The organism is Methylobacterium sp. 4-46, from assembly GCF_000019365.1.
Classification (GTDB): domain Bacteria; phylum Pseudomonadota; class Alphaproteobacteria; order Rhizobiales; family Beijerinckiaceae; genus Methylobacterium.
Genome location: NC_010511.1, coordinates 2,665,391 through 2,691,776 on the forward strand (window position 1 = coordinate 2,665,391; position 26,386 = coordinate 2,691,776).

Annotated in this window: 29 protein-coding genes and 1 tRNA gene; 14 read left to right on the forward strand and 16 right to left on the reverse strand. The window is 71.7% G+C overall.

Features of this window, described 5'->3' with window-relative positions:
• Positions 1-120: 120 nt before the first annotated feature.
• Together pcaF and M446_RS11440 are read left to right on the forward strand one after the other, a co-directional pair.
• Positions 121-1,335: a 3-oxoadipyl-CoA thiolase gene (gene pcaF, locus M446_RS11435; RefSeq protein ID WP_012332265.1), complete on the forward strand. Its 1,215-nt coding sequence runs from the start codon at positions 121-123 to the stop codon at positions 1,333-1,335.
• A gap of 229 nt (positions 1,336-1,564) precedes the next feature.
• On the forward strand, positions 1,565-2,551 hold the full coding sequence (locus tag M446_RS11440; protein ID WP_012332266.1) for a helix-turn-helix transcriptional regulator: 987 nt from the start codon (positions 1,565-1,567) through the stop codon (positions 2,549-2,551).
• Between the two features lie 6 nt (positions 2,552-2,557).
• Here the strand turns inward: M446_RS11440 and M446_RS11445 are convergent, their stop codons facing one another.
• Positions 2,558-3,430, reverse strand: coding sequence for an alpha/beta fold hydrolase (locus tag M446_RS11445; RefSeq protein ID WP_050777478.1), 873 nt, complete (start codon positions 3,428-3,430; stop codon positions 2,558-2,560).
• Between the two features lie 190 nt (positions 3,431-3,620).
• Between M446_RS11445 and cysE the strand changes: the two genes are divergently transcribed.
• Complete coding sequence (gene cysE / locus M446_RS11450; protein WP_012332268.1) at positions 3,621-4,478, forward strand: serine O-acetyltransferase; 858 nt, start codon at positions 3,621-3,623, stop codon at positions 4,476-4,478.
• A gap of 149 nt (positions 4,479-4,627) precedes the next feature.
• A complete protein-coding gene (locus tag M446_RS11455; protein WP_415926915.1) occupies positions 4,628-4,825 on the forward strand; it encodes a DUF3126 family protein in 198 nt (65 codons plus the stop codon).
• A gap of 21 nt (positions 4,826-4,846) precedes the next feature.
• Here the strand turns inward: M446_RS11455 and M446_RS11460 are convergent, their stop codons facing one another.
• The gene (locus M446_RS11460; RefSeq protein ID WP_265576593.1) at positions 4,847-5,497 is read right to left on the reverse strand and encodes a hypothetical protein; all 651 of its coding nucleotides are present in this window, start codon (positions 5,495-5,497) and stop codon (positions 4,847-4,849) included.
• A 244-nt stretch (positions 5,498-5,741) separates the two neighbouring features.
• Here M446_RS11460 and M446_RS11465 point away from each other — a divergent pair, with 244 nt between their 5' ends.
• Entirely contained in the window at positions 5,742-6,071 is a 330-nt protein-coding gene (locus M446_RS11465) for a DUF6949 family protein (protein ID WP_012332270.1), read from the forward strand.
• Between the two features lie 487 nt (positions 6,072-6,558).
• On the opposite strand, the gene M446_RS11470 is transcribed toward M446_RS11465, so the two are convergent.
• The gene (locus M446_RS11470; protein WP_012332271.1) at positions 6,559-7,251 is read right to left on the reverse strand and encodes a transglutaminase-like cysteine peptidase; all 693 of its coding nucleotides are present in this window, start codon (positions 7,249-7,251) and stop codon (positions 6,559-6,561) included.
• Between the two features lie 143 nt (positions 7,252-7,394).
• Positions 7,395-8,042: a transglutaminase-like cysteine peptidase gene (locus tag M446_RS11475; protein WP_012332272.1), complete on the reverse strand. Its 648-nt coding sequence runs from the start codon at positions 8,040-8,042 to the stop codon at positions 7,395-7,397.
• Positions 8,043-8,295: 253 nt separating this feature from the next.
• Here M446_RS11475 and M446_RS11480 point away from each other — a divergent pair, with 253 nt between their 5' ends.
• The 4 genes from M446_RS11480 (at position 8,296) to M446_RS11495 (ending at position 11,220) form a co-directional block, all read left to right on the forward strand.
• Positions 8,296-8,922, forward strand: a complete 627-nt coding sequence (locus M446_RS11480) for a cysteine hydrolase family protein (RefSeq protein ID WP_012332273.1) — start codon at positions 8,296-8,298, stop codon at positions 8,920-8,922.
• Between the two features lie 214 nt (positions 8,923-9,136).
• Positions 9,137-9,364: a hypothetical protein gene (locus tag M446_RS11485; RefSeq protein WP_012332274.1), complete on the forward strand. Its 228-nt coding sequence runs from the start codon at positions 9,137-9,139 to the stop codon at positions 9,362-9,364.
• Positions 9,365-9,454: 90 nt separating this feature from the next.
• Positions 9,455-9,856: a PilZ domain-containing protein gene (locus M446_RS11490; protein ID WP_012332275.1), complete on the forward strand. Its 402-nt coding sequence runs from the start codon at positions 9,455-9,457 to the stop codon at positions 9,854-9,856.
• Between the two features lie 302 nt (positions 9,857-10,158).
• Positions 10,159-11,220, forward strand: a complete 1,062-nt coding sequence (locus tag M446_RS11495) for an MBL fold metallo-hydrolase (protein WP_012332276.1) — start codon at positions 10,159-10,161, stop codon at positions 11,218-11,220.
• A 211-nt stretch (positions 11,221-11,431) separates the two neighbouring features.
• Here the strand turns inward: M446_RS11495 and M446_RS11500 are convergent, their stop codons facing one another.
• From M446_RS11500 to M446_RS11540, 10 genes are all read right to left on the reverse strand, one after another.
• Positions 11,432-11,704, reverse strand: coding sequence for a hypothetical protein (locus M446_RS11500; RefSeq protein WP_012332277.1), 273 nt, complete (start codon positions 11,702-11,704; stop codon positions 11,432-11,434).
• An 89-nt stretch (positions 11,705-11,793) separates the two neighbouring features.
• A complete protein-coding gene (locus M446_RS11505) occupies positions 11,794-12,345 on the reverse strand; it encodes a hypothetical protein (protein WP_012332278.1) in 552 nt (183 codons plus the stop codon).
• A 142-nt stretch (positions 12,346-12,487) separates the two neighbouring features.
• On the reverse strand, positions 12,488-12,946 hold the full coding sequence (locus M446_RS11510) for a curli production assembly/transport component CsgF (RefSeq protein WP_012332279.1): 459 nt from the start codon (positions 12,944-12,946) through the stop codon (positions 12,488-12,490).
• A gap of 43 nt (positions 12,947-12,989) precedes the next feature.
• On the reverse strand, positions 12,990-13,535 hold the full coding sequence (locus M446_RS11515; protein ID WP_043701126.1) for a hypothetical protein: 546 nt from the start codon (positions 13,533-13,535) through the stop codon (positions 12,990-12,992).
• Positions 13,536-13,834: 299 nt separating this feature from the next.
• Complete coding sequence (locus M446_RS11520; RefSeq protein ID WP_012332281.1) at positions 13,835-14,542, reverse strand: hypothetical protein; 708 nt, start codon at positions 14,540-14,542, stop codon at positions 13,835-13,837.
• Positions 14,543-14,842: 300 nt separating this feature from the next.
• Positions 14,843-15,997, reverse strand: a complete 1,155-nt coding sequence (locus M446_RS34170; protein WP_012332282.1) for a hypothetical protein — start codon at positions 15,995-15,997, stop codon at positions 14,843-14,845.
• A 52-nt stretch (positions 15,998-16,049) separates the two neighbouring features.
• The gene (locus M446_RS34175) at positions 16,050-16,625 is read right to left on the reverse strand and encodes a helix-turn-helix transcriptional regulator (protein ID WP_012332283.1); all 576 of its coding nucleotides are present in this window, start codon (positions 16,623-16,625) and stop codon (positions 16,050-16,052) included.
• 75 nt (positions 16,626-16,700) lie between these two features.
• Positions 16,701-17,615 (reverse strand): CsgG/HfaB family protein, encoded by a 915-nt coding sequence (locus tag M446_RS11535; protein WP_043702302.1) that lies wholly within the window; start codon positions 17,613-17,615, stop codon positions 16,701-16,703.
• A 484-nt stretch (positions 17,616-18,099) separates the two neighbouring features.
• Positions 18,100-18,270, reverse strand: a complete 171-nt coding sequence (locus tag M446_RS38110) for a hypothetical protein (RefSeq protein ID WP_012332285.1) — start codon at positions 18,268-18,270, stop codon at positions 18,100-18,102.
• A 181-nt stretch (positions 18,271-18,451) separates the two neighbouring features.
• Positions 18,452-19,525 carry a phage Gp37/Gp68 family protein gene (locus tag M446_RS11540; protein WP_012332286.1) on the reverse strand — a complete coding sequence of 358 codons (1,074 nt, stop codon included), beginning with the start codon at positions 19,523-19,525 and terminating at the stop codon, positions 18,452-18,454.
• 209 nt (positions 19,526-19,734) lie between these two features.
• Here M446_RS11540 and M446_RS34180 point away from each other — a divergent pair, with 209 nt between their 5' ends.
• The 5 genes from M446_RS34180 to hemB all read left to right on the forward strand — a co-directional run bounded on the left by M446_RS34180 (position 19,735) and on the right by hemB (position 24,412).
• Positions 19,735-19,986, forward strand: a complete 252-nt coding sequence (locus M446_RS34180; RefSeq protein ID WP_012332287.1) for a hypothetical protein — start codon at positions 19,735-19,737, stop codon at positions 19,984-19,986.
• A gap of 543 nt (positions 19,987-20,529) precedes the next feature.
• Positions 20,530-21,348: a 3-keto-5-aminohexanoate cleavage protein gene (locus tag M446_RS11550; protein WP_012332288.1), complete on the forward strand. Its 819-nt coding sequence runs from the start codon at positions 20,530-20,532 to the stop codon at positions 21,346-21,348.
• A 220-nt stretch (positions 21,349-21,568) separates the two neighbouring features.
• Positions 21,569-22,432 (forward strand): AraC family transcriptional regulator, encoded by an 864-nt coding sequence (locus M446_RS11555; protein WP_012332289.1) that lies wholly within the window; start codon positions 21,569-21,571, stop codon positions 22,430-22,432.
• Between the two features lie 58 nt (positions 22,433-22,490).
• Positions 22,491-23,429 (forward strand): DMT family transporter, encoded by a 939-nt coding sequence (locus M446_RS11560; RefSeq protein ID WP_265576645.1) that lies wholly within the window; start codon positions 22,491-22,493, stop codon positions 23,427-23,429.
• On the forward strand, positions 23,426-24,412 hold the full coding sequence (hemB, locus tag M446_RS11565) for a porphobilinogen synthase (protein ID WP_012332291.1): 987 nt from the start codon (positions 23,426-23,428) through the stop codon (positions 24,410-24,412). Before M446_RS11560 ends, hemB begins: the two co-directional genes overlap by 4 nt.
• A 230-nt stretch (positions 24,413-24,642) precedes the next feature.
• On the opposite strand, the gene M446_RS11570 is transcribed toward hemB, so the two are convergent.
• Both M446_RS11570 and M446_RS11575 read right to left on the reverse strand, forming a co-directional pair.
• Positions 24,643-24,719: transfer RNA gene (locus M446_RS11570), tRNA-Arg, on the reverse strand.
• Positions 24,720-24,820: 101 nt separating this feature from the next.
• The gene (locus tag M446_RS11575) at positions 24,821-26,278 is read right to left on the reverse strand and encodes a cobyric acid synthase (RefSeq protein WP_012332292.1); all 1,458 of its coding nucleotides are present in this window, start codon (positions 26,276-26,278) and stop codon (positions 24,821-24,823) included.
• Positions 26,279-26,386: the final 108 nt, after the last annotated feature.

The window sequence follows — 26,386 nt, forward strand, 5'->3', positions numbered from 1 at the left end:
CCCTGCGATCCACGGCAATCCGGACCTGCAGACCGGTCGTTTCCGCTCGCCCCCGTTCCCCGTTATGGTCGGCCGTACCGCGTTTTCGAAAGCGCGGCCGCAGCCAGCCGGGAGGAACGCATGGGCGCGACGCGGGACGTCTTCATCTGCGATTACCTGCGCACGCCGGTCGGCCGCTACGGCGGCGCGCTGGCGGAAGTGCGGGCGGACGACCTCGCCGCGGTGCCCCTCGCCGCCCTGGTGCATCGCCACCCCTCCCTGAAGGAGGGCGTCGAGGAGGTCTTCCTCGGCTGCGCGAACCAGGCCGGCGAGGATAACCGCAACGTGGCCCGCATGGCCCTTCTGCTCGCGGGCCTGCCCGAGACCGTGCCGGGCGCGACGCTCAACCGGCTCTGCGCCTCGGGCCTCGACGCGGTCGGGGCCGCCGCGCGGGCGATCAGGGCCGGCGACATCGACCTCGCCCTCGCAGGCGGCGTCGAATCGATGACTCGCGCGCCCTTCGTGATGGGCAAGAGCGAGGCGCCGTGGCAGCGCCAGGCCGAGATCCACGACACGACGATCGGCTGGCGCTTCATCAACCCGGTGCTCAAGGCGCAGTACGGCGTCGATTCGATGCCCGAGACGGCCGAGAACGTGGCGGAGGATTACCAGATCAGCCGCGCGGACCAGGATGCCTTCGCGCTGCGCTCGCAGCAGCGGGCGGCGCGCGCGCAGGCGGACGGGACCTTCGCGCAGGAGATCGTGCCGGTCGAGATCCCGACCCGGCGGGGCGAGCACCGGCGCGTCGACACCGACGAGCATCCGCGGCCCGACACGGACGCGCAGGCCCTGGCGCGGCTCAAACCCTTCGTGCGGCGGGACGGGACCGTGACGGCCGGCAACGCCTCGGGCGTCAATGACGGCGCCGCCGCCCTGGTCCTGGCGAGCGCCGAGGCCGCGCGGCGCCACGGCCTGACCCCGCTCGCCCGGGTGCTCGGCCTCGCCTCGGCCGGCGTGCCGCCGCGCGTGATGGGGATCGGGCCGATCCCGGCGGTGGAGAAGCTCTGCGCGCGGCTCGGGCTGAAGCCCGGCGATTTCGACGCGGTCGAGCTCAACGAGGCCTTCGCGTCGCAGTCGCTCGCCTGCCTGCGCGGGCTCGGGCTGCCGGACGACGCGGAGCACGTCAACCCGCATGGCGGGGCGATCGCGCTGGGGCACCCGCTCGGCATGTCGGGCGCACGCATCGCCGGGGCGGTGACGCGGGAACTCGCCCGCCGGGGTGGGCGGCTCGGGCTCGCCACGATGTGCGTCGGGGTCGGGCAGGGGGTCGCGCTCGCGGTCGAGCGGATCTCCTGATGTCGCGCCGGTTCGGCGGCCAAACGGGGCGGAAACGGTCCGGATCTTGCCAAGCGGGCCGCGATCCGCGCGCGACCGGTCGGTTTCCGCGCGCCGCGGCGGCGGGACGCCCTGTCGCCACCGGCGCCCCTATGGCGTAAAGGAGGCGCCTTGACCGATCCGAGGCCGGCCGCGGCCGCGGATCCCGCCACGAGGCGGGATCGGACTCTCCTCACGAAGCGACAAGGCGATGCCCTCAGGTTCCCCACCCTCCCTCGCGCGCGCCGCCGCGGATCCGTCGTCAGGGAGCGGCGCGGCCGGGGGCCGGCCGGCCGGCGCCGATTCGCCGGCGGCCGAGGCCGAGAGCCGCTTCCTGGCCGAACTCGGCCAGCGGGTGCGCACGGCGCGCGCCGTGCGCGCGATGTCCCGCAAGGCGCTCTCGCACAGTTCCGGCCTGTCCGAGCGCTACATCGCGCAGCTCGAGACCGGGCACGGCAACGTCTCGATCATCCTGCTGCGGCGCGTCGCCCACGCGATCGGCGTGCCGCTGGAGGACCTGATCGCCCCCGTCGACGCGTCGCCGGACTGGCCCGTGGTGCGCGACCTGCTGGAGACCGCCTCCGGCGCCCAGATCGCGGAGGCCAAGCGCATCCTCTCGGGGGTCGGCGGCACCCAGGCCGGGGAGGTGGAGCCCCAGCGCGTGGCCCTCATCGGCCTGCGCGGCGCGGGCAAGTCGACCCTCGGGCGCATCCTGGCCGAGCGGCTCGGCTGGCGCTTCGTCGAGCTCAACCGGGAGATCGAGCGGGAGAACGGCCTGTCGGTGGCGGAGATTTTCGCGATCTACGGCCAGGAGGGCTATCGGCGCCTCGAACAGGCGGCCCTGCGCAAGTTCGCGGTGGACGAGGGACCGGTCGTGCTGGCGACCGGCGGGGCGATCGTGGCCGAGCCGCTCACCCTCGACCTGCTGCTCTCGGCCTTCTTCACGGTCTGGCTCAAGGCCCAGCCGGAGGACCACCTGCGCCGGGTGCGGGAGCAGACCGCCCTCGGGGCCGCGCGGCCGCGGCTGCCCGACAACGACAGCGCGCTGCGCGAGCTGAAGGCGGTGCTGCTCAGCCGCGAGCCCCTCTACGCGAGGGCCCGTGCGGTGATCGACACCACCGACCTCACGGTCGCCGAGACCGCCGCCCGGCTCACCGGCCTCGTGGAGAACCATTTCGGCCTGCGCCAGCGCCGCTGAGCCGGATCAGCCGGTCAGGAACGCCTCGATGGCGGCCGCGACCTGCTCGGGCGCATCGTGGTGCAGGTTGTGCCCGGTACCGGGCAGGCGCAGGAGGCGGGCGCCCGGCACCAGGGCCGCGCGCGCCTCGATCTCGCCGGCGAGCGCGGGCGGGAAAGGCTGACCGGATCCCAGGAAGAGCGTCGGCGCCGCGATCCGCCGCCAGCAGGATGCGGTCTCGGCGAAGCGATGCAGCGTCGCGAAGGGCCGGCGATGCGCCGGATCGAAGGCCCAGGTCCAGCCGCCCTCCGGCCGCTCCCGGCCGAGATGGCCCCCGAGGAACAGGGCGCGGGCGGTGTCGAGGGCCGGGTTGGCGGCTGTGAGCCGCGCGCAGAGGGCCGGGAGGCTCGGATAGACGGGCGAGGGCGCCGGGCCGGAGACGGAGTCGAGCCAGCGCCGGAGGTGGGCGGGCGCCTGCGCCGGATCCCGATCGGGGAGCCCGAACCCGTCGAGCGAGATCACGCGCGCGATCCGCGCGGGCCTCAGCCCCGCGTAGAGCAGCGCCATGTTGCCCCCGAGGCTGTGCCCGGCGAGGGGGACCGGGCCCGCGAAGCCGAGCGTGTCGAGGAGCGCGTCCAGGTCGGCGAGGTAATCCTGCCACCAGTAGCCGCCCGGCGCCCAGTCGCTGAGCCCGTGGCCGCGCCAATCGAGCGCGATCACCCGCCAGGAGCCGGCGAGCGCGTCGACCACGAACTGGAAGGTCGCCGAGGCGTCGCGGCTGCCGTGCAGCAGCACGAGGGGCGGGGCCTCGGGCGCCCCCCATTCGCGCAGGTGCAGGCGCAGGCCCCGCAGCGCGACGCGGCGGCCGGCGGAGGGTCGGCGTGGTTCGTAGGGGCGCATGGCGGGCTCGGACTCGGTGTCGCGCAGGGGCTGCCGCGCGGGCGACGCATGACACATCTGCCGCCCTGAAAGGGTGGCGGGTCTTGCCGCCGGGGCGCGGCCTTCCCAGCCTATGCGGGAGTTTTCGGTTCGGATATGCCGGCCTCGCGCAGCGATACCTCCGTCGATCCTCCTGCCGAGGAGAAGTTTGATGTCGTCCACCCCCGCTCCCTCCGAGACCCGGCAGGACGCCATCGCCGGGATCGTGGACCCGGTCTGGCGCCGCCTGCGCCAGGAAGCCGAGGTGGTGGTGCGCGAGGAGCCCCGCCTCGCCTCCTTCATCGTCGCGACGATCCTCAACCACGGCAGCCTGGAATCCGCGGTCGCCCACCGGGTCGCGGCGCGGCTCGGCCATCCCTCGCTCTCGGCCGACCTGATCGCCCAGAGCTTCGCGGAGGCGGTGGCGGACGATCCCCGCCTCGGCCAGGCGTTCCGGGCCGATATCGGGGCGGTGATCGACCGCGACCCGGCCACCGGCCGGGCGCTGGAGCCGGTGCTCTACTTCAAGGGGTTCCACGCCATCCAGGCCCACCGCCTCGGTCATTGGCTGTGGGACCGGGGCCGGCGCGACCTCGCCCTCTACCTGCAGAGCCGCTCCTCGGAAGTGTTCCAGACCGACATCCACCCTGCGGCGCAGATCGGGCGGGGCGTCTTCCTCGACCACGCGACCGGGCTGGTGGTCGGCTCGACCGCGGTGATCGAGGACGACGTCTCGATCCTCCACGCCGTCACCCTCGGCGGGACCGGCAAGCACGGCGGCGACCGCCATCCCAAGATCCGCCACGGGGTGATGATCGGCGCCGGGGCCAAGATCCTCGGCAACATCGAGGTCGGGGCCTGCGCCCGGGTCGCGGCCGGCTCGGTGGTGCTGCACCCGGTGCCGCCCGGCACGACCGTCGTGGGCGTCCCGGCCCGGGTCGTCGGGACGGCGGGCTGCTCGGAGCCGTCCCGCGCCATGGATCAACTGGTGGGCGTCGATCCCCTGATTCACGCCATGGAAGGGATCTGAGCGGCGCCGCGCGCTTGCCCCGCGCCGGCCCCCATGGCAAGGCAGCCGCCGATGCTCCCGGACGCCCGCGACGCACCCTCCGGGCCGCATCGCTGCGGCCGGGGCGCCGTCACGGCAAACGCGAAGAGGCCAGCGTGAACAAGACCGAAATGGCGAAGGTGGAGGGCTACCTGCGCCGCAAATTCGCCAACCACTCCCTCCGGCTCGTCGGCCGCCCCAGGAAGACGGACTCGGCGGAGGTCTATCTCGGCGACGAGTTCATCGGCGTCCTGTCGGTCGACGACGAGGACGGCGACCGCTCCTACAATTTCTCGATGGCGATCCTCGACACCGACCTCGAGGACTGAGCCCGGCCGGCCGGGGCGCCCTCAGCCCTCGGCCGGAGCGCCGCCGAACAGGCGTTCCAGGGCCCGCAGCGCGCCGGCCCAGTCAGGCAGGCGGTGATCGGCGAAGCGCAGGCGCAGGGCCAAGTCGCCGATCTGGACCTCGCTCAGGCAGGCGCTGTCGGGCTCGGGGCCGGGATCGGCGGCGCAGCGCGCCGCGAAGCGCGTGCCGTCCGCCTGCGCCAGGTAGAGATCCTCGCCCTCGAACGGGGAGCCCGCCTTGAAGCGCCGCCGCACCAGCCCATCCGCCAGGGGTTCGACGTCCGCGGTCAGGAAGCGCGCGTAGCGGCGCGCCGGACTGAGCGGCGCCTCGGTCTCCGGGGCACGAGTCACGGTGACGCGCAGGGCATCGCCGCCGCCGGGAAGCGAGAGGTCGCTCCAGGGAATGACGAGGTCGAGGCGGTTCGCTGCGGCCTCGGCGGGCTTGGCGGCGACGAACCACGCGGCCGGCAGCGTGAGCGCGCGCCCGGCCGGGTCGGTGGTCCGGCGCAGGCCGGTCGCGGCCGGCGGCCGGGTCAGCCACGCGGCGACGAGGCCCGTGGAGGCGAGCGCGAGCAGGAGCGTGAGCCCGCCCGCGAGGAGGAGGGGGCGGTCGATGGCGATGCGGCGCGGCGTGACCCGCGCCCTGCGCGTCATCGCGACGCCTGCTCCCGGCCCCATCGCCGCCATCCCCACCGACCTGCCGCCCGCGCGGCGCTGTGCAGTGACGATCTGCCGGGACGCTTAACACCGGCTTACCGGTCGACGCGGTGTTCGCCGCATCGGCACCGTGCCGAAACGGAATATCGCATTCATTTCTGTGGATAACGAAGGATTAACTATAACAGGCCGTGACCGGCCCGGCAGAGTGGCGCCGTCCCTGTCCCGCGCGGAGCCGACGATGAACCTCACGCCGACAGCCATCGAGAACCTGCAGACCCTGGTGCTCGGCCTCGCCTTCGCGGGGCTGCTGGCGAACGGGTTCGAGTGCGTGACCGCGCGGCGCGCGAGCTTCAGCCTGCTGCAGGGCGGCGGCGTGGCGGCCCTGGCCTCCCTGCCGCTCCTCGCCTTCGGGGCGCCCTTCATCATTCTGCGCAACACGGTGCGCGGGCGTCGCCTGGAAGGCCGGCCGATCCCGTTCGTGATGGTGGCCACGATGATCGCCTGCGGCTGGAGCCTGTTGTCGGGCCGCCTCGTCCTCGACATCGCGCAGCTGGTGGCGCGGGCCTGAGCGGGGAGGGCACGATCATCCGGCGGCGGCGCGCACCCGCTGGTTCCGGTTGCCCGGAGCGATCGCGGGACGGAGGTGCGCCGGCCCCACGATGAGCCGCACGGGACCGCGGGCCTCGTTCGCAGGCCCCACATACCAAATCCGCTTGATCCCTTCGGGATGGCGGATCGGGGCTTCGCTCGGGCGGCGCGCGGGCTCGCGATCCGGGATCCGCCGTGATCAACCGGATCCCGTCTCAGAGGCTGAACAGGACTCGCTCGGACACGGAGATGGCGACACGTGCCGGACGGCCTGCGCGACCACGCCGCGGACGTGCGAGGGATCGGGCGGGATCGCTGACCCATGCTGCGGCGCGCGTGCGGCGAGCCTCAGAGCCTCTCAGCACGAGGGAGGATGTGACCCGCCACACCTGCGAGCTACCGAGGATCCAGGCTTCGCGGCACGCCAGGTCAGAAGGGGCGTCGGGAACCGCTCGATCGTCGACCTCTCAGCGGTTCGCGGTGGTGACCGGCGAGGCGACGCCGTTCAGCGACACCCAGGCCAGACCCTCCTGGCCCTCGCGCTTCACGTAGGTGTATCCGGTGCGCTGCCACGGCAGGATCGCGTTGGTCTTGTTGTCGAGGATGTAGTCGCCCCGGTCGGTGCGCACCATCAGCACCGCGTGGCCCTCGCCGATCTCGTCGATCACCACCGTCATGCGCAGGGCGCGGCGCGGCAGGCCGCGCTCCACCAGCATTCGGCGCTTCAGGAGCTGGTAATCCTCGCAATCGCCGTAGCCGTCGTCGGGGAAGTCCCAACGGTCGACCACGCCCCAATGCGCCTGGTCGGTGAGCGGCTTGATGCGGGAATTGACCCGCCGGTTCACGGCCACCAGCGTCTTCATCAGGGCCGGCGTCAGGGTGATCGCCGCCGGCTCGTTGACGTCGACCGCGCACTCGCCCGGATAGCGCTGGCAGAACTCGACCCAGGCGCTCACCGGCTTGGCCGAACCGCCGCGCTCGATCGCCGCGCTCGCGTCCGGGAGGGCCGCCAGGGTCTGGGTCTGGGCCTGGCTGGTGGCGCCGCCGATCAGCAGCGTGGCGCCCACGAGACCGAGTTGCGCGGCACGGGCGCAGCGCGAGATGAGGCCCTGGCGATCGACACCGCTCGCCCGGCCAGGGCCAACCAACACAACCCGCATCTGCCCCATCGACCCATGTGCAAATTCGTTGCACGCAGGCTGCCACGGTGCAGGGACCCGCTCAACCGAAAAATTTAAACCTTAATGAACGTCCCCGCCGCATTTCGGTTCCAATTCGAGACGTCCAATTCGGCGCTGATTCGTCAGCGATTGGCCGTCATGGTCGGTCCGGTCGCGCCGCCCAGGGAGACCCAGGCCACCGCGCTCTGGGACTCGCGCTTGATGAAGGTGTAGCCGGTCCGGTGCCAGGGGAGCACCGCGCTGGTCTTGTTGTCGAGCACGAGGTCGCCGCGGTCGGTGCGCAGCATCAGCACCGCGTGGCCCTCGCCCTTCTCGTCGATCACCACCGTCATGCGCATCGCCCGGCGCGGCAGGCCGCCCTCGGCGAGCAGCTTGCGCTTGAGCAGCTGGAAGTCCTCGCAATCGCCCGTGCCGTCCTCGGCGAGGTCCCAGTGGTCGGGCACGCCCCAATGCTCCTGGTCGGTCACCGGCTGGATGCGGGTGTTCACGCCGCGGTTGACCGTGAGGATGGTTTGCCAGACGCGCGGGCTCAGCGTGATCGTCTCGGGCTCGGAGGGGTCGACCGCGCATTCCGCCGCGTAGCGCTGGCAGAACTCGACCCAGGCCGCGATCGGGCGGGCGGCACCGAGGCTGGGCGCCGCCAGCGTCGTCGCCGGCAGGGCCGCGACGGTCTGGGCCCGCGCCGCCGGCGCGGCGCCCAGCAGCGCCAGCATCGCCACCGCGCCGAGACCCGCGGCGCGCGTCCAGATCGTCCCCGTCTTCCTGCTCATCGGTGCCATCCCCTTCGTTGAGGGGACGATCGCGCGCCGCCTGCTGGGACCCGCTGAAGCGGTTCCGCGCAATTTTAGTGAAAGGCCGCCGGCACTTCGCGGGCCGCGAAGAGGCCCAAGAGCCGGCTGAGAGGTCCCGCTCAAATGCGCCGATCCGGTTCACGGCGCCGAAACCATGCGGGCCGCGAAACAAGGGGCGCCCCGGCAGGGTTGTCCCGCCCCGGGCCTGCCATCGCCGGGAGACAGGAGCATCATGGCTACGCCGACGCCCGAGACGACCGACGCGCTGCCGAATGGACCGCTCGGCGAGGACGCGATCCATGTCTGCGTGGACATGCAGAACCTGTTCGCCCGCGACACCGCGTGGCACACGCCCTGGCTGCCGCGGGTCCTGCCGCGGGTGCGGGAGCTCGCGGCCCGCAGCCCCGAGCGGACGGTGTTCACCCGCTTCGTCCCGGCCCGCCATCCGGGCGAGGGGAGGGGAACCTGGCGCCGCTACTACGAGCGCTGGTCCAGCATGACCATCGACGCCCTCGGCGAGGAGATGGTGGAGCTGGTCCCGGACCTTGCGGGCTTCGCCCCGCCCGCCCGCGTGGTCGACAAGCACGTCTACTCGCCCTGGCTGGAGCCGGGCCTGGACCACGCCCTGCGGGATCTCGGCGCCGAGACTCTCGTCATCACCGGGGGCGAGACCGACGTCTGCGTGCTCGCCACCGTGCTCGGGGCCGTCGACCGGGGTTACCGGGTCGTGCTCGCGACGGACGGGCTGTGCTCCTCCTGCGACGAGACCCACGACGCGATGCTCACCCTCTACCAGCAGCGCTTCGGACAGCAGCTCGAAACGGCCACGATCGATCAGATCCTGCACAATTGGCGATGAATTCAGTCTGCAATCCGTCCCTCGACCGCTCATTCGGCCACCACATTCCGCAGCGCAGCACACACGATCGTGAGGGATGATGCCGGGAACTGGCGCGGATTGCGCTGCTTGGCCGGGGCCATATCTCAAGACACGGTCGCACGGCTCTGACATAGTCTCGTCAGATTTGTTGGATAACCGGAGTGCTGGCATCCAGCAGATCGGGAGGTGTCCTGTGCGCTGCTACAATCTGTTCCGCCTGAAGGAGCCCGACGGGCTGATCTGCGCCGTACCGGAGGATTACGCCGTACCGGCCTTCGTCACCGGCTCGCGCTGGGTGTTCGACGGCAAGGTCGACGGGGCCGGCCGGCACCCGTTCGGATTCGACCGGCACGCCGCCGCCACGGCCGTGCGCTTCAACGGCTTCTACCTGTTCCAGCGCATGGAGGGCGCGGGCACCTGACCACCCGACGATCGCGTCGAGGGTTCCTTAACGTCCCGCACGCATCCTGCACGCGTCGCGATCGCGATCGCGAATGGCTGGGCGGGCGGGATGTCTGAGCATCGCAGAGAGGTGCGCCTGAGGACCTTCCTCAAGGGACGCATCGTCTTCAACAACGGCAACTCGTCGATGGACTGCCTGGTCCGGGACTTGTCGGCGACCGGCGCGCGGCTCGCGCTCAGCGAGACGGCGGTGCTGCCCGACGCGTTCGACCTGCACATCCCGGCCAAGGACAAGGTCTACAAGGCCGCCCTGCGCTGGCGCCGGGCGGACGGGGTCGGCGTCGCCTTCCAGGAGGATGCCGCGGTCGCGGCCCCCGCCGCCCCGACGCCGGGGGCCGACGTGCCGGCGGCCGTTCTCATGCACCGCATCCGCGAACTCGAGGCCGAGAACGCCACGCTGCGCCGCCTCCTGGTCGAGGCGGAGGCGGCGGCCATGGAGCGCCTCGCCTGACGGGGACGCTCCCGAATACGACGAAGGGCCGCCCCGGTCTCCCGGAGCGACCCTTCCATTGCCGAACCGCAGCCCGGCGACCCGTGTCGTGCGCTCAGGCTGCGAAGCCGGAGGCGACGATCCAGGTCAGGGCCACCGATGCCTGCGGCTGATGACAATGAGACACTGGACCACCTCCTTTCGGTTGTTGACGATGATCGGAATGTAGGCGGCCCGTCCCCCGGCGCAAGAACCGGCGCCGCGGCCATCCGCCCTAATGCTGCGCCCTTGACCGCGGCCGCCACTCCGCCAGCTTGGCCCTCATGAAGCGCAGGCGCCTCATCAGTCTCGCGAGCGCCGTCACGGTCATGACGCTGGGCGGGGTCGGCTACGCGGCCCACCGGCGCAGCCAGAATCCCTATTACCGGGGGCCGGTCAGCGACCACTTCGACGGGACGCGCTTCTTCTCGCCCGGTCAGGCCCAGGACAAGGACCTGGTCGAACTGGCGCGCTGGCAGCTCGGCCGGAGCCGGGAGAATTGGCCGCGGCGCTGGCCGAGCCCCTTTGCGGCGGACGTGCCGCCCGAGCGGGTGGCGGGCCTGCGCGTCGTCCATATCGGGCATGCGAGCCTGCTGATCCAGGTGGCGGGCCGCAACATCCTGGTCGACCCGGTCTACGGCAAGCGGGCGAGCCCGGTGGGCTTCGCCGGGCCCAAACGCGTCAATCCGCCGGGGATCGCCTTCGCGGACCTCCCGCCCATCGACGCGGTGCTGATCACCCACAACCACTACGACCATCTCGACGGTCCGACGCTGGCGCGGCTGTGGGCGACCCACCAGCCGCTCGTCGTCGCGCCGCTCGGGAACGACGCCATCATCCGCTCCTACGACGACGCGATCACGGTGGAGACCCGCGACTGGGGCGGCGAGGTCGATCTCGGCGGCGGGATCACGGTGCACCTCGTGCCGGCCTATCACTGGTCCGCCCGGGGGGTGAACGATCGGCGCATGGCCCTGTGGTGCGCCTTCGTGCTGACGACGCCGCACGGCACCCTCTACCATGTCGGGGATACGGGCTACGGCGACGGCGCGATCTTCGCGCCGGTGCGCGAGCGCTTCGGCCCGGTCCGCCTCGCCACCCTGCCGATCGGCGCCTACGAGCCGCGCTGGTTCATGCAGCCCCAGCACGTCAATCCGGAGGAGGCGCTGCGCATCGCGCAGGCCGTCGAGGCGCGCCAAGCCCTCGGCCACCATTGGGGAACGTTCCGCCTCACCAACGAGGGCATCGCCGAGCCGGAGGCCGCCCTCGGCGCCGCGCTGGCGGCCGCCGAGGTCCCGCCCGAGCGCTTCCTCGCCCTGCGCCCGGGGCAGGTCTGGGAGGGCTGATCCGGGATCCGGTCGATCGCGGCGGATCCCGGATCACGAGCCCGCGCGGCTTGAGCGACGCCCGCAGCCGCCATCCCGACGGCATCACTGGATCCGGGATGAGCGCTCCGCGGCCGGCGATGACTCGTCCGGCTCCGATCCGCACTGATCAACCCTCGTCCATGGTCCTGCTCCGACCGAGTGGTCGCGCCGGGTCAGGCCGCTCAACCTCTCAGCTGATCGGGCAGCGCCCGCCGCCCCGGTAGAGGTAGGGCCTCCCGGCGAAGTTGTAGCAGATCTTGCCGGGTCTGGGCCCGCCGATGCCGACCGGGCGCGGGCCGCAGCCGGCGAAGCGGCCGCAATGCGCGCCGCCGTCGCGGCCGCCCCGGTCGGGCTTCCAGCCGCCGTAGCCGCCCCACTGCGCCTCGGCCGGCACCGCGAGAACCAGGGCGGCGGTTCCGGAGATCATCACCACCAGCCGTCTCACGGCCGCTGCGCGCATCATGACTGAGCCTCGTCGTCGATCATCCCCGACGAGACTGGACCGGGCACGCCCGCAACGATGTGCGGAACGCCACCCGCCCCGATTTCCTGCTACCGCGTCTCGCAGAAGCTCGCCTTCATGCGCTGCGCCGCCTCCTGGTAGAGCGCGAGCGAGGCGGGCGCCGCGAGGTCGCTGGCGTGGGTGATCTCGCTGCGGCAGGTCGTCCCCTCCCGGCTCTCGGCGCAGATCAGCCGCGGGCCGCCGTAGAGGACGACGCGGCTCCCCGATGCGCCCGCGGGGGCGGGCTCGCCCCGCACGCCGCTGAGCTCGTGCAGATCGACCACCCCGCCGCCCGCCGCGAAATCCGGCCGCCCCGCGCCGTCGAAGCGCGCGATGCTCCGCGTCCTCGCCATCCAGAGACAATCGCCCAGCTTCTTCAGGAGGACGTGCACGCCGCAGCCGACGTCGCGGGGATTGGGGCAGGTCGTGGTGCGGCTGAACTCGTAGATCCCGAAGCCGGTGTCGCGGAGTTCCCCGGCCGGCCCGGCCCCGTGCGCCTGGTGGCCGCCGATCAGCAGGAGCGCCGTCTCGACCTCCGACTGCGCCCGAGCCGGCGCGCCGCCCAGGGCAGCCACGATCACCGCGAGCGAGGCGCATCGCATCGGAGGGACCCTCCCGGCATCGGCCGCGTCGGACCGGCCCTGCCGGGCAGCCATCATAGCGCGGATCACGGCCGGATGTCCCGGGCCGCGCCGAGGGGCGGGGCGCGCAGCCGATGCGGCCCCCGCGCGGGCTGGTCGCGTCCTACGGGGTTGCGGGGACCGTCACCGTGGTGACCGTGCTGCCGTCGTTGATCGTGATCGACACGTTGCTGCCGACCCGGGTGTAGCTGATCGTGGTGCCCTGGAAGCTGAACTGCCCGTTCGGCTGCGCGTTCTCGCCGAAGATCGCCCGCGTGATCTGGTTGGCCAGCGAGCTGTAGAGCTGCGTCTGCAACTGCTGGGCAAAGGCTTGGCCGGGCGTCAGGATCCCGCCGCGGGCGGCGGAGGCTGCCGCCCCGGTGATCTGCTGGCGCCGCTGCGCGGCGGCCTGCGGTATGTTCTGGGCATTGGCCTCCGCCTGCAGCCACGACCCGTTGAGCTGGGGGCCGCCGAAGGCGGGGTTGACGGGCTGGTAGACGAGACTGCTCGCTTCGGCCGGCCGGGCGGCGTGGAGCAGGACCAGCCCCGCCGCGAGACCGATCATCCGCGTGAACGCAACCATTGCGGAAACTCCGTGTGGGGATCGAGGAGGCAGTCGGCGCGCCTCAGCGCAGGCGGGTCTGGGAGACGGCGATGTCGGTGGGGGCACCGGCTTGCGCGATGCCGGCCGATAATCCGTCGCCGACCTGCCGGACCGAGACCGTCCGGCCGTCCGGCGCCACGCCCGACACGGCGTTCCCGCTCCCGAACTGGCGGATCGTGACCGTCGTCCCCGGCCCGCCGATCAGCCGGGTCGCGTTGTCGTCCCCGCGCTGGACCACGTCCATCGTCGCCCCGTCTCCCGAGAGGAACAGGGCGCCGCGGTTGCCGCTGCCCTCCTGGCTCAGGGAGGCGCGGGTGCGGTCGCCGACGCTGGTGACGCTCGCGACGTTCCCGTCGCCGACCTGCCGCACCGTGGTGACGTTGAGGCTGCCCCCGGAGCCGACGGAGCGCGCCGCGGCGCGCGGATCCCCGAGCGACAGGATCGCGATCGGCAGAACCTCGCCCCCGATCCTCACGTATTCCTGCGTCACGCGGGCGGCCGGGCCCTGCGACGGACCCGCCGGCTCGGCCCGCGCCACCCCCGCCACCGCGGCGAGGGCGCACGCCATGAGCGATCGCTTCGAGGGAACAGGCATCGCGGAGTTCCATCTCTCCCGGACAGCGCGCTGCGCTCGCGGGACAGCCACGCTCACCCGCGCGTCGGCCCGCGCTGCAAGCCCGATCGGTGCAAGCCCGGGAGCCGGCGCGCGCGGTACCGTCGCCCGCACCTGACCTAAAGTCAACGCGTCGAGACGCCGCCTTGCAGGAGAACGGGCAAGTTCTCGACGTTCACGCCCTCGATACGCGAACGCGATCCGGCCCGGGCGCGCCCGACGAATCGGAGGGCGCGCCCGCCCCCGCGCCATGGTCAGCGCTGGACCACCTGCATCAGGTTGCCGTAACCCGCCTGCACCGCCGTGATCAGGCTGGCGCTCGTGTTCCATTGCCCGAGAACCGCGTGGTTCGCCTCGCCGCTCTGACGCAGAAGCACCGTCGAGTCGGCAGTCCGATATAGAGTCACGTCTGCCGTCTGGCTCAGATCGTATTGAGAGACGGCGATCGAAGAATTTGTCGTTTCTTGTTGCGAAAGCACGGCGTAGTGCTTCTGGCCGAATTGAGACAGCCAGATCGAGCTGTCCTTCGTGCCGCTCTGGATGATGATATTGTCGTTCTTGTAGCCATTCTGTCCAACGTAGATCACGCTGAACAGTCCTGACGTCTGCGTGACCTGCGTGTTGTTTTCCGTGTCGGCCTGATTGAGCTGGATCACATTGCCCTTGCCGCCGCTCTGGCTGAGCGCGAAGGTGTTGCGGTTGCCCTCCTGGACGCCCGAGATCATGTTGTACTGGCCGTCCTGGGTGATGGTGCCGGCCTCGGCGCCGCTCGCGTCGCGGCCGTTCTCCAAGCCGCTCTGCTCGAAGGTCACGGATCCGCCCTGACCGGTCTGCGTCAGGTCGATGAACGCGCGCTGCCCGGTCTGCCTGAGATTGGCCACGTTGGAATCGCCCGCCAGGGCGGCGGAGGCGACCACGACACCCGCGAGACCGGCGACGACCGCCGCGAAATTCCTCGACATTTGCATTCCCCGATAGATGACTGATCTTCACGATGCACAGACATGTCGAACTGGAGCGTCTTCGGTGACAATTGCGTGTCACCAGCACAGTCGAACGTCCGTATTAACGCAGCGTTAGGTATTATGATCGCGGCCGGCCCGCATCATTCATTCTGATGAAGCGCGGCGCGGGACCCCGACCCGGTGCCCGCGCGCGGCGGCGGGCGCCCCCGCCGCGAGGCGCCGAAATGCCGGGAGAACAAGAGGAAACCGCGACGTGCCGCCGCCATCGCCCGCGGTGCCGCGATGGGCGCGGGCAGACTACCTACGCGGCAGCGGCTCGGCGGGAGCCGTGTCGAGCGGGTCCGGGCGCGCGGCGCGGCTCGCCGGGCCGGCCGTCTCCGGCTCACCCGTCAGGTCGATCACCCGCTCCGAAGCACTGGTCTGCGCCGCATCGTCGGGCGCGAGCCAATCGCCGGCCGGACCGGCCGGGAGCGCGCGGGCCGGTCGGGAAGCATGCGGCCGCTCGGGCGTGATCGGGGGAAGCGGGGAGGGCGGGACGGGTTGGAGTCCCGGCGACAGGGCCCTGTCGATGCAGGCGCGCACCGCCGCGAAGTCGCCGGCGCGGGTGCACTCGTTCACGCCGGTCAGTGCCTGAGGCGTGGCCGGTCCCGTGCCGCAGCAGAGTGCCGCGAGGGCGAGGAGCAGCGCGCGCGGGCGGGTCACCGCGCGCTCCCGGACGGGACGACCTGCTCGATCTCGATCGCGCTGGGCTCGCGGGGTTTGAGCCGCACCGGCTTGCGCGGTTCGGCCTCGGCCTGCGGCGGCGGGGAGGGCGGGGCCGGGGGCTCGGCGCTCCGGCGCCCAGCGGCCGGCGCCGCTCCCCCGCCCGTCCAGGCGCCCGAGCCGCACCTTCACGCCGCGCGCCGTCCGCGTGGCGGTGTCGAACTCGCAATCGTAGGTGACCCTCACCCACTGGCCCTGCGGATCGAGGAAGCGGATCGAGTCGCCGCGGAAATGCGCGACCGTGCTGCGCTCCGGCGGCGGCACGGCCTGCTGGAAGATGCTGCCGACCGGGCGGCTGAGCCAGTCGAAATCGCGCGGCGCCTCGCGCTCGATCCGCGGCGCGCAGGCCTGCACGGCGAGCGGCACGGCCTGGCGCACGCATTCCTCGTCGCAAAGCGGCTTGGCGGGGCCATTGGCGGGGCCGGGAGGCGCGGCCGCCTGAGCCGCAGGCGGCCCGGCCGCGGCCGGGTCGGCCCGCTTCGCCGGGACAGCCGGCCCGGGCTTGCCCGCGTCCGGCGGCTTGGTTGCCTCGGCCGGCTTGGTTGCCTCGGCCGGCTTGGCTGCCTCGGCCGGCTTGGCTGCCTCTGCCGGCTTGGCATGCTCCGCGGCGTGCGCGCACGGGCCGGGCAGCGACAGGGCCGCCAGGATGGCCGGCAGGAGCGCGGAGACGCGACGCTTTCTCTGCTTCATGGTGCAACCCTCGCTGGAGGTCACGGGGCACTCCGTCGGCGGCGCCCTTCGGTCAGGCGATGAGACTCGTCCGGGCCAGCAGCACGACGAGTTCGGCCTGCCGCGACGTGCCGGTCTTCTCGAAGATCGCGGCCAGCTGCGTGCGGAGCGTGGTGATGCTGACGCCGCGCGCCTTGGCGATCCGGGCGAGCGGCATGCCGGTGGAGAGCTGCGCGGCGAGCCGGGCCTCCGCCGCCGTCAGCTGGAAGACCTTCTCCAGCACGATCTCGCGGACCGGCGTCGACGCCTTGGGATCGACCAGGATCACCAGCCGGCGCGGAGCCGGCTCGGGACCGATCGGGAGAGAACGAAAGGCCAGCCATCGCGCCGGCGCGCCCGGCGGCGCCTCGCACTCGATCCGTCCGTGGGGGTCGTCCCGCGCGGCGTGCCGGATGCGGGCCAGGACCGCGTCGCCCGCCTCGTCCGCCCCGGCGCCCCGCAGCAGGCCGGCGGCCGTCCGGTTGATCTCGACGGCGTCGCCCGAGGCGGCGAGGAGGAGCGCCCCGATCCCCATGCGGTCGAGGAGGTCGGGTCCCCACAGGTCGCCCGTCCCCTGCCGCTCGCCGTCGCGCGCATCCCGGTCGTCCACGTTCGGCTCCGCGTGAGGTCTCGGCCGCGTCCCGGCCCGCACCGGGGCGCCGGCCCCGCGTCGCGGCACCCGCCATCAGCCCTTGGCGACGACGGGCGCGTCCGCGGGCTCCGCCTGGATCGGGGGAGAGCCGTCCTTGTCGCGGTCGCGATAGGCCTTGACGAGGGCCCGTCCGACGTCGGGCTTGAGGAACTTCCACAGACCCTTGTCCGCGCCCTCCATGATCGTGGCGTAGACGGCGAGTTCGATCGCCTCGCGGACGGCGAGCTGGGTCGGCTCGTTGCGCGTGATGCCGCCCTCGACCTCGAGCAGCTTGTTCACGGCCACGTACCGGAAGGTGTTCGTGGCGAGCGCGATCGAGTAGATCGTCTTCGTCACCGTGGCGCTCGTCAGCACCTCGCCGGTCTGCACCGAGACGATGCGCAGCCCGACCGTGACGATGTCCCGCCGGTACTTCACGTCGCCGCCGATGCCGAGGTAGCGGGCGCCGATCCCGCCGGTCACCATGTTGGCGTCGTAGGCCAGGATGCCGCCCTCCGCGAGGAGGCCCGCGAAGCGGATCGGCGGCAGCGGCCTCGCCCGGTCCTGGTCGAATTCCTGGCGCGTCGCCCGGATGAGCTGACGCTCCTGCAGGACGTTGGCGAGGCCGCTGCGCTCCACGACCCGGAACCAGCGGCCGCCGCCGGTGCGCCGCAGGGCATCGACCAGGAAGGCGGCGCCGCCCTGCGTCACCGCGCGCGAGTATTCCGCGAACGTATCGCTCGGCTTGTTCTGGCCGGTCAGGTCGGGGAAACTGTAGACGGCGATGTCGATGGCGCGGGCCGGCGGCGGCAGCGCCTCGAGGTTGAGGCCGGTCGGGGAGGGCTTCGTGACCTCGGGCGCCTCGTTCAGCGGCTCGCGCTGGCCCGAGGTGACGCAGCCGCCGCACAGGGCGCCGAGGCCGACCGCCCCGGCGGCGATCAGCGGGCGGAGAGGGGATCGCCGGATCATCGTCTCGAACATCCTCGATGGAGGCGGGCACGTTCCGCGCCGCCGGTCGGCGCGACGGCGCACGAGGCCGCCGCGCAGCGTCGGGCGGCCGGCCCGTCCGGCGCGTCCGTTGACGCAGGGGAATTTGTTCGCGTTATGGTTAACCCACGGTTAGCCGGACCGCACGATCGCGCTCTCGTGGTGAGACACGCCGCGCCGGCCCGCGGCCGGTCGAGCCTCGACGCCGGGGCATGCGGGACCGACGAGGTCCGGAACGCCGCTTCGTCGGCGTCCGACCCCGCGCGAGCGCACGGCCGCGTCGCAGCCGCGGGCCTGGGCTTAGGCTTGTGCTTGGGCCTGGGCTTGTGCTTGGGCCTGGGCCCGGGGGTGAACCAGGCGCGTCGATCGGGGTGCCGGACGGGGAGGGGCGGTCAGGCCGGGCCCGTCCGGGCCGCCAGGCGGCCGCGCGCGCGCTCGGGGGAGCGGCGTCCCGGACGGAGAAGGCTCACGACAGGCCCCGGCGGATCGCCGCCCCGACGATGAGCGTGGCCAAGGCCGCGGCCCCGGCGCCGTCCTCCAGCGCCCTCTGCGGCTCGTCGGGCATCACCCACAGCCACACCACGACGGTGGCGAGGACGGCGATGCCGATGGCGGCGATGACCCCGCGGCTGATCATGTCTGCTCCTCGGGCTGTGCGCGGAGCCGGCTCCGGCCCCGTGATCCTCCTCGGCCAAGATCGTGCCGGCCGCAAGCGGGCGCCGCCGCGGCGGCGCCTCGGGGCGCGAGCGATCTCGCTCGCGACCGCGGGTAAGCCGCGGCCGGCGCTCCCGGCGCCTCTCCCGCGGCGCGCGCCGCCCTCAACCGCGCGCCGCTTCCCCGCGGCGCGTCTCGGGGGGCCGGCGGCCGTCCGGCACCTCGGCCCAGCTGCGGCCGTCGAGGAGGCGACGGGCGGCCCTCCCGCCGGTCCGCCCGCCCTCCGCGAGCCCTCCGTCGGGCTCGGGCGGTCCGCCGCCCACGCTCCCGTCCCCGTGCTGATGGAAGCGGAAGGCGACTCCGGCCGCCGCGCACTGGTCCCGCAGCGCGCGGGCCCAATCCGGATGCATCGGCCGGCTCCCCGGTCCCGTCTCGCCGCCGACGACCACCCAGTCGAGGCCCTGCCGCCCCTCGGGCAGCAGCGGGAGCGCGGCGAGGCCGGTGCGGAAGTCGGCCCCTCCATCGAGCCTCGCGCTCGCCGAGACGGCGCCCGTCAGCGCGTCGAGGTCGAGATGGGCGGCGATTCGGAGCGCGCGCAGGTCGACGGGGCCGAGCAGCGGCTCCGCCGAGATCCAGCGCAGGGCGGCGGGCGTCGCGAGCAGGTCGAGGATCCGCTCGTTGGCGCGGCCCTGGTCCTCGGCCGAGACGCCGAGCCAGACGTTCGGCAGCGGCCTGCGCTGCACCACGAGGAGGTCCCTCAGCCCGTCCGCCAGCGCCCGGGCGCCGGCATGCGCGCGGGCGGCGTGCCCGAGCTCGTCCATGATCCGGCCGCCGCGGCCGCGATCGCCGAGGTAGGCCCGCATGCGCGCCGACCGCTTCGTCAGCACCTGGAAGGTGTGGTGCGGCGCCAGCGCCATGACGGCGAAGACGCGGTCGATCCACCTCTCCGGGACGGCCTCCGCGAACAGGTCGCCGTGCGCGCAGACGCGGATCATCCGCGGCCGGCGCCAGCGCAGCGGCCGGTCCAGCCACGCCTCGTTGAACCGCACCTCCCCCGTCCAGACGGGACCCGCCTCGCCGTCCCGCGTCAGCCCCGCCCGCGAGGGGTGGTGCCGGAGCCGGGTGCCGGACAGCCGCATCGCGTCGCAGCGGAGGCAGCCGGCGGAGACCGCCGAGCAGCCGGTGATGACGTTCCAGGTCGCGTCCGGCGGCGCATCGCCGTGCTCGGACCGTGTCATCGCCCGGCGCTGCGCGGTTCGGCGCCCGCGACGTGCGCGAAAGACCCTGCACCGTGCGGCAGAGTGAGCAGGTGCAGCATCGCGGGGCGCCGAAATCGCTCCCTGGTCAAATTTTTACGCATCAGAACTTGTTGTCCAGCAAGTCTCATCTGCGTGCCTATGGCAGATTCGGCGATGTCAGCCAACCGCCGCAGCAGTGAGCTGGACCGATGTTGCGCGAAATCAAGACGAAACAGGAAATCGCGAGCCTCCTGCGGGAAAGGCTCAGCGATGCCGGCCTGGGCCACCTCGTCGAAATCTCCGTCGTTCCCGTAACGGGATGGAACCGCTATGACCCCGATTTCCAGCTGATCGTGAACGATCCTTGCGAGGCAATTGCGAGAGCTATTCTTTGCGAAACGAAAAAGATGCTGTCGCAGCTCTGCGGCGAGTACGATGTTTGCCGAGGCGGCGAGCAGTAGATCGGCCGGCTGCCGCCCTCCCCGCCGTGCCGCAGGGCGGATCCCGCCGCCTCTTCGCGGCGTCGCGCCGGCCGGAGCGGGGCCCGCCCGCCTCCGGCGGCATGCCGTCCCGGCGCGGGGCCCACCCGGCGGCGCCCACCGAGGAGCCGGGCTGCCGCTGCCGGCGGGCTCCACGCGACGAAGCCGCGACGTGACGAAGCCGCGACCTGCCGCCCAGCCCGGGGGCGGTTCATCGCGACCGGCCGGCCCGTCCGGCGCCGGCGCACGCGGGCGCCGGAGTCCCTCTCCGGCCTGATCTCCCGCCATGCCGTTCCGGCCCCTCCCACCTCGGCTCGACCCTCACGGACGCTCGATCGGCATCGGTGTCCGACACGGCTTGCGAGATGGCGGATCGCAAGATGTCCGATTTGACGTAGGGATTGTCCGTTCGCGCGACGCCGGACATGCTGTAGGTGTCTAACACTTCTCACTATCCTCCGATGCGGGGCGCTGCCGAATTGTTCGGATAATCTGCCCTGCGGCGCTGATAATGAGGAGATTCCGGTGGAAAAACTTATCATCACGGCAGCCGTGAATGGCGGTATCACCAATCGCGAAAAAAATTCCAATGTCCCTTACTCCCCAGAAGAGATCGCACAATCAGTTGTCGAGTGCTGGAATGCCGGAGCTGCGATCGCCCATATCCACGCGCGCAACCCTGACGGATCGCCATCCTATGCAGCAAGCACCTACAGGGAGATCATCGATCGTATTCGCGACCGCTGTGACATCATCATCAATTTCAGCACTTCGGGCTTGAATCTCCCCAAAGGTCAGTCTGTCTCTGAAGCCTGGAACCATCTCCAATTCAAACCCGAAATTGCCTCGTTCAATTGCGGCTCGATCAATCACGGTGGCAAGCCGTTCATCAATCCTCCAGAGATGTTCCGGGCGTTAGCCGCCGACATGCAACGGTTCGGAGTCAAACCCGAGATCGAGGTCTACCACGAAGGCGTGATCGAGGAAGCCAGGCTCCTGATGAAGGAGGGCCTTCTTCCTGACAAACCGTTGTTCACATTCGCTCTCGGGATCCGCGGCGCGACGTCGGCGACGTGCAAGAACCTTCTTCATCTCTCCGAATGCATTCCATCCGGAAGGCCCTGGTCGGCCCTGGCGATCGGCAAGGCTCAGCTTCCCATCAACGTGCATACCATTCTGCTCGGCGGTCACGTCCGAACGGGATTCGAGGACAACGTCTACTACTCGCGCGGCGAGCTTGCGCGGAGCAACGCACAGCTTGTCGAACGCATCGTCAAACTGTCTGAGGATTTCGGCCGCGAGATCGCGTCGGTGTCAGACGCGCGAAAGCTGCTGGATCTTTAGAGCATTTTCCGACGAAGTGGATGCCGGTTCGTCGCGGACAATGCGGCAAGATCAAAGATCGAGAGCGGCACCCGATTGCAACGTGATCGGGTGCCGCTCTAGCCGCTCCGCTCCCCGTTCGACGAGTCACCCTTCGGCGTCGGTCGGAGCACCGTCGCATCGCACGGACGACGCCGGTCACGGGTGGACGCCGGATGCGGCCCGTTGAACAATCCGAGAGATGATCGCCAAGAGCACCGATCCCGCCAAGAGCACCGATCCTGCCAAGAGCACCGATCCCGAGGACTACGAGGCGTCGCGCCACGGGATCGTCGCGATGCCCAAGGAGTTCCCGTCCGGCTTCCATGTTCCCTCGCACGTGCACAAGCGTGCGCAGCTGATCTATGCGACCGCGGGCGTGATGGAGGTGACGACGGCGGACGGCCTGTGGCTGCTGCCGCCTCAGCGCGCCGTCTGGATGCCGGCCGGCATCGCTCATGCGATGCGGGCTCGATGCGACGTGTCCCTCCGAACGCTCTACATCGCGCAGGAGGCCTGCCCCGCGTCGTTTCCCGAGACGCCCCGATCGGTCCGCGTATCGGTTCTCCTGAGGGAGTTGATCCTGCGCGTGGCGAGGATGCCGCTGGAGCGGGAGCCGACCGAGCACGAGCGGCGCGTTCTCGATCTGCTGCTCTACGAGATCACCTGGGAAGCCGACGGCGTCCTCTATCTGCCGATGCCGAAGGACAAGCGGCTGGCAGGCCTCTGTCAGGCGCTGATCGACGACCCCGGAGACGGCCGTGACCTGGGAGACTGGGCGAGGCAGGCCGGAGCGTCGTCGCGAACACTGGCGCGGTTGTTCAAGCGGGAATTCGGAAGCAGCTTCCTGGTGTGGCGAAAGCAGCTGCGCGCGCTCTGCGCCCTGCCACGCCTCGCGGCCGGCGAGCCGATCAGCGTCGTGGCGATCGACCTCGGCTACGAGACGCCGGGCGCGTTCGCGGCCATGTTCCGGGGCGTGATGGGGGAAAGGCCCAGTCGCTACTTCGACGCGGGCGTTCCAGCGCCTCTGGGCGACGCGCACCTCACGCTGTCCGATCTGACGTAGCGTTTGACCGGACCCGCGACGCGAGACAGCGACGCCGCGCGTATCGTCCTCGCCCATGATGCAAGGCAGATCATCGCGATCCTACCTCGTCCTGGTGCTCCTCTCGACCTTTCTCCAGGGGTCGTCCTTCGTAGCCACCAAGGCCGTTCTCCAGGACGTTCAGCCGATGTGGCTGGCGACGCTGCGCTTCGCCCTGGCCGCAGTGTCGTTGCTGCCTGTCCTGATCCCGCGCCTCCTGCGGCCGCGCGGGGAAGGCGGCCCGCCGCTGCCCTGGCTCCGGCTCGCCATCATCGGCCTGCTGCAATCCACCGGCGTCATGGCCTTCCTGAACATCGGGCTGACCTCGACCACGGCACCGATGGCCGCCATCCTGATGGCCAGCAATCCGCTGCTCGTCGCGCTGCTCGCCGGCCTCGTCCTCAGGGAACCCGTCCGCGGGCAGGTATGGGCGGGGCTCGCGATCTCGTTCATCGGCGTGGTGATCTGTATCGGCGCGGGTACCGTGATTCATGGAGCGGTCGGCCGGGGCGAGCTCCTGGTCATGCTCGGCTCGACATGCTGGGCCCTGGCGACGCTCGTCACCAAGCGTTTCAACCTGCATGTCGACGCCTGGGTGCTGGCGTTCTGGCAGATGCTGTTCGGGTCCATGGCGCTCGCGCTCGTCGCGCTGGTCCGCGGCGACGATTTCAGCCTGCCGGCCAGCACGACGACGTGGCTGTATTTTCTATGGCTCGCCATACCTGCCTCGACGGGCGCGATGGGGCTCTGGTTTGCCGCCCTTCGGATCGGCGGAGCGGTTCACACGAGCGGGTTCCTCTTTCTCTGTCCGCTCTTCGCGGCGGTGATGGCCTTCGTCCTCCACGGCGAAGTGGTGTCGTGGAATGAGATCGCGGGAGGCCTGCTGATCGCGATCGGGATCGTACTGGTCACCCGGCAGCGTGCTCTCGCGGCGCTCCCTGCAACGACTGGCCGCGCGTCGGCCGGGAGGGTGCCGTGACGGCCCACTTTCCCCTGCGCAGGCCGCGCCGGCTCCGCCGAACGTCGGCGATGAGGTCGCTCGTGCGCGAAACCAGCCTGTCCTCGCACGACCTCATCTATCCGGTGTTCGTGGAGGAGGGCATCACGGACCCGATCCCGATCCCGACGATGCCCGGGATCACGCGCGTGCCCGAGCGAATGCTGGCCCGGGAGATCGCGCGACTTGCCGCGGACGGCCTCAGGGCAGTGATACTATTCGGAATCTCGCATCGTAAGGACGCCCACGGCAGCGACACCTGGGACCCGAACGGTCTCATGGCGAGGATGGTGCGGATCGCCAAGCGGGAAGTCCCTGATCTGATCGTGATCACCGACAATTGCTTCTGCGAATACACGCATCACGGCCATTGCGGCGTCTATCGTGAGGGGCAAGTCGACAACGATGCGACGCTGACCAACCTCGGTCGCCAAGCGCGGGTCGCCATCGAGGCAGGGGCCGACATGGTGGCTCCCTCGGCGATGATGGACGGGCAGGTCGCTGCCATCCGCCGTGCGCTGGACGAGGGGGGCCATCACGACGCGCCGATCCTGGCCTATTCGTCGAAGTTCGCGTCGGCGTTCTACGGTCCCTTCCGCGCGGCGGCGGCCTGCGAGCCGATCGGGGACCGCTCGTCCTACCAGATGGATCCGGCGAACGGGCGGGAGGCCTTGCTCGAGTCGCTGCTGGACGAGGCCGAGGGCGCCGACATGCTCATGGTGAAGCCAGGCTTGGCCTATCTCGACGTGCTGACGCGGTTGCGGGACCGCACGCCCCTGCCGCTCGTCAGCTATCAGGTCGGCGGCGAGTACGCGATGATCAAGTTCGCGGCCGATGCCGGCGCTCTCGATGAAGCGGCGACGGTCCGTGAAAGCCTGTTGGCCATGAAACGGGCCGGTGCGACCTTGATCGTGAGCTACTATGCGCACCGTGCCGTGAAGGACGGGTGGATCGGTCTGTCCTGACGGCCCGGGCGGGCGCATTGCCTCGCCCGAGAGGCGCCCCGCAGGCGGGTCGCTGCCCGATCTGCTGTGCTCCCCGCGGCGTGTCGGCGGTGGAGGCAACGGAGAGGCGGCGTCGGGCGCCCCCGGATTCGACCCCCCGGGCGACGACGCGGGTCACGTAACGTCATTGTCCGGGCCGGATGGCCGTTCACCGGCGGGGATGGGCATGGCCCTGTCGCGCAGCATTCGAGTGGCGACCCCGGTAGGGCTCGAACCTACGACCTGCCGCTTAGAAGGCGGCTGCTCTATCCAGCTGAGCTACGGGGCCGGGCGCCGGTGCAGGTCGACACACCACGGCCGGAGCCCGCGGTCAAGGGACGCGCCGGCCCGGGCCGGGGGCGCCGGCGAGGCGCCGGCCGGGCGCGGCCCTCAGCCGGCCGCCAGGGCGTGCAGCCGGTCGAGATCGACGTGGCGCTCCAGGTGGTCGGCGAGCGCGTCGAGCGTCGAGTCCAGGCCGGCCTCGTAGGAGGCGCCGGAAGGCGCCGCCCCGAGGCGGCCGAGCCAGAGGGCGCGCTGGCGGTCATCCGCGAACAGCCCGTGGACGTAGGTGCCGCAGACCAGGCCGTCGGGCGAGACCGCCCCGTCCGGCCGGCCATCCGCGAGCCGCAGCAGCGGGCGGGCCGCGTCGGGGCCGCGCGTCTCGCCGAGATGCATCTCGTAGCCGCGGAAAGGGGTCGCGTCCGGCAGGCTCACGCCCTCGGCCGGGGCGAGCCGCTTGTCCGGGGTCATCACGGTCGCGACGTCGAGGAGGCCGAGACCCTCGATCTCGGGCAACTCGCCCTCGATCCCGTGCGGGTCCGCGATGCGCGTGCCGAGCATCTGGTAGCCGCCGCAGAGGCCGAGCACCCGTCCCCCGCGGCGCACATGCGCCTTGAGGTCGATGTCCCAGCCCTGCTCCCGGAAGGCGATCAGGTCCGGGATCGTGGTCTTCGAGCCCGGCAGCAGGACGAGGTCGGCCTCGGCCGGGAGGGGACGGCCGGGCGCCACCAGCACCACGCTGACGCCCGGCTCCGCCCGCAGCGGGTCGAGATCGTCGAAATTGGCGATGCGCGGCAGCACCGGCACCGCCACGACGCGCCCGCCCGGCCGCTCCGCGCCCCTGAGCCCGAGCACGTCCTCCGCCGGCAGGCGGGCCGCCTCGGGGAAGTGCGGGATCAGCCCGAGGGCCGGCCAGCCCGTGCGCGCCGCGATCAGCGCCATCCCGTCCGCGAACAGGTCCGGATCGCCCCGAAAGCGGTTGACCAGGAACCCGCGGACCATCGCCGCGTCCTCCGGGTCGAGCACCGCCCGCGTCCCGACGAGGCTCGCGATCACGCCGCCGCGGTCGATGTCGCCGAGGAGCACCACCGGCGTCCCGCTCGCGCGGGCGAAGCCCATATTGGCGATGTCGCCCGCGCGCAGGTTCACCTCCGAGGCCGAGCCCGCCCCCTCGACCAGGACGAGGTCCGCCTCCGCGCGCAGGCGCCCGAAACTGTCGAGCACGCAGGCCATCAGGCGCGGCTTCCAGCCCTGGTACTCCCGGGCCCGGGCCGTGCCGACCCGGCGCCCCTGGACCACCACCTGCGCGCCGGTCTCGGATTGCGGCTTGAGCAGGACGGGATTCATGTGGACGGAGGGCGCCACGCCGGCCGCCCGCGCCTGCAGGGCCTGGGCGCGGCCGATCTCGCCGCCCTCCGCCGTCACCGCGGCGTTGTTCGACATGTTCTGCGGCTTGAAGGGCCGCACCCTCAGCCCCCGGCGCGTGAAGGCCCGGGCGAGCCCGGCCACGATCAGCGACTTGCCCACGTCCGAGCCCGTGCCTTGGATCATCAGGGTGCGGGCATTCATCGGCGGCCCTCGCGCGGGGAAAGCGCCGCCTTACCAGAGCCGCCGGCGGACCAGAAGCGCGCGACTTGAGCGGGCCCTGTGGCAGGATGGCCATAGGCTGCGGCCACG

Bases quoted from the DNA above. Each gene is read 5' to 3' on its own strand.
- M446_RS11495 (WP_012332276.1), top strand. From the start codon at position 10,159: ATGAAGCGCAGGCGCCTCATCAGTCTCGCGAGCGCCGTCACGGTCATG.
- M446_RS38110 (WP_012332285.1), bottom strand. From the start codon at position 18,270: ATGATCAGCCGCGGGGTCATCGCCGCCATCGGCATCGCCGTCCTCGCC.
- M446_RS11455 (WP_415926915.1), top strand. From the start codon at position 4,628: ATGGCGAAGGTGGAGGGCTACCTGCGCCGCAAATTCGCCAACCACTCC.
- M446_RS34170 (WP_012332282.1), bottom strand. From the start codon at position 15,997: ATGAAGCAGAGAAAGCGTCGCGTCTCCGCGCTCCTGCCGGCCATCCTG.
- M446_RS11510 (WP_012332279.1), bottom strand. From the start codon at position 12,946: ATGGTTGCGTTCACGCGGATGATCGGTCTCGCGGCGGGGCTGGTCCTG.
- M446_RS11555 (WP_012332289.1), top strand. From the start codon at position 21,569: ATGATCGCCAAGAGCACCGATCCCGCCAAGAGCACCGATCCTGCCAAG.
- M446_RS11480 (WP_012332273.1), top strand. From the start codon at position 8,296: ATGGCTACGCCGACGCCCGAGACGACCGACGCGCTGCCGAATGGACCG.
- M446_RS11500 (WP_012332277.1), bottom strand. From the start codon at position 11,704: ATGATGCGCGCAGCGGCCGTGAGACGGCTGGTGGTGATGATCTCCGGA.
- pcaF (WP_012332265.1), top strand. From the start codon at position 121: ATGGGCGCGACGCGGGACGTCTTCATCTGCGATTACCTGCGCACGCCG.
- M446_RS11535 (WP_043702302.1), bottom strand. From the start codon at position 17,615: ATGATCCGGCGATCCCCTCTCCGCCCGCTGATCGCCGCCGGGGCGGTC.
- M446_RS11575 (WP_012332292.1), bottom strand. From the start codon at position 26,278: ATGAATGCCCGCACCCTGATGATCCAAGGCACGGGCTCGGACGTGGGC.
- M446_RS11470 (WP_012332271.1), bottom strand. From the start codon at position 7,251: ATGCGGGTTGTGTTGGTTGGCCCTGGCCGGGCGAGCGGTGTCGATCGC.
- M446_RS11465 (WP_012332270.1), top strand. From the start codon at position 5,742: ATGAACCTCACGCCGACAGCCATCGAGAACCTGCAGACCCTGGTGCTC.
- M446_RS11460 (WP_265576593.1), bottom strand. From the start codon at position 5,497: ATGACGCGCAGGGCGCGGGTCACGCCGCGCCGCATCGCCATCGACCGC.
- M446_RS11440 (WP_012332266.1), top strand. From the start codon at position 1,565: ATGCCCTCAGGTTCCCCACCCTCCCTCGCGCGCGCCGCCGCGGATCCG.
- M446_RS34180 (WP_012332287.1), top strand. From the start codon at position 19,735: ATGTTGCGCGAAATCAAGACGAAACAGGAAATCGCGAGCCTCCTGCGG.
- M446_RS11505 (WP_012332278.1), bottom strand. From the start codon at position 12,345: ATGCGATGCGCCTCGCTCGCGGTGATCGTGGCTGCCCTGGGCGGCGCG.
- M446_RS11445 (WP_050777478.1), bottom strand. From the start codon at position 3,430: ATGCGCCCCTACGAACCACGCCGACCCTCCGCCGGCCGCCGCGTCGCG.
- cysE (WP_012332268.1), top strand. From the start codon at position 3,621: ATGTCGTCCACCCCCGCTCCCTCCGAGACCCGGCAGGACGCCATCGCC.
- M446_RS11490 (WP_012332275.1), top strand. From the start codon at position 9,455: ATGTCTGAGCATCGCAGAGAGGTGCGCCTGAGGACCTTCCTCAAGGGA.
- M446_RS11475 (WP_012332272.1), bottom strand. From the start codon at position 8,042: ATGAGCAGGAAGACGGGGACGATCTGGACGCGCGCCGCGGGTCTCGGC.
- M446_RS11520 (WP_012332281.1), bottom strand. From the start codon at position 14,542: ATGTCGAGGAATTTCGCGGCGGTCGTCGCCGGTCTCGCGGGTGTCGTG.
- M446_RS11540 (WP_012332286.1), bottom strand. From the start codon at position 19,525: ATGACACGGTCCGAGCACGGCGATGCGCCGCCGGACGCGACCTGGAAC.
- M446_RS11560 (WP_265576645.1), top strand. From the start codon at position 22,491: ATGCAAGGCAGATCATCGCGATCCTACCTCGTCCTGGTGCTCCTCTCG.
- M446_RS11515 (WP_043701126.1), bottom strand. From the start codon at position 13,535: ATGGCGTGCGCCCTCGCCGCGGTGGCGGGGGTGGCGCGGGCCGAGCCG.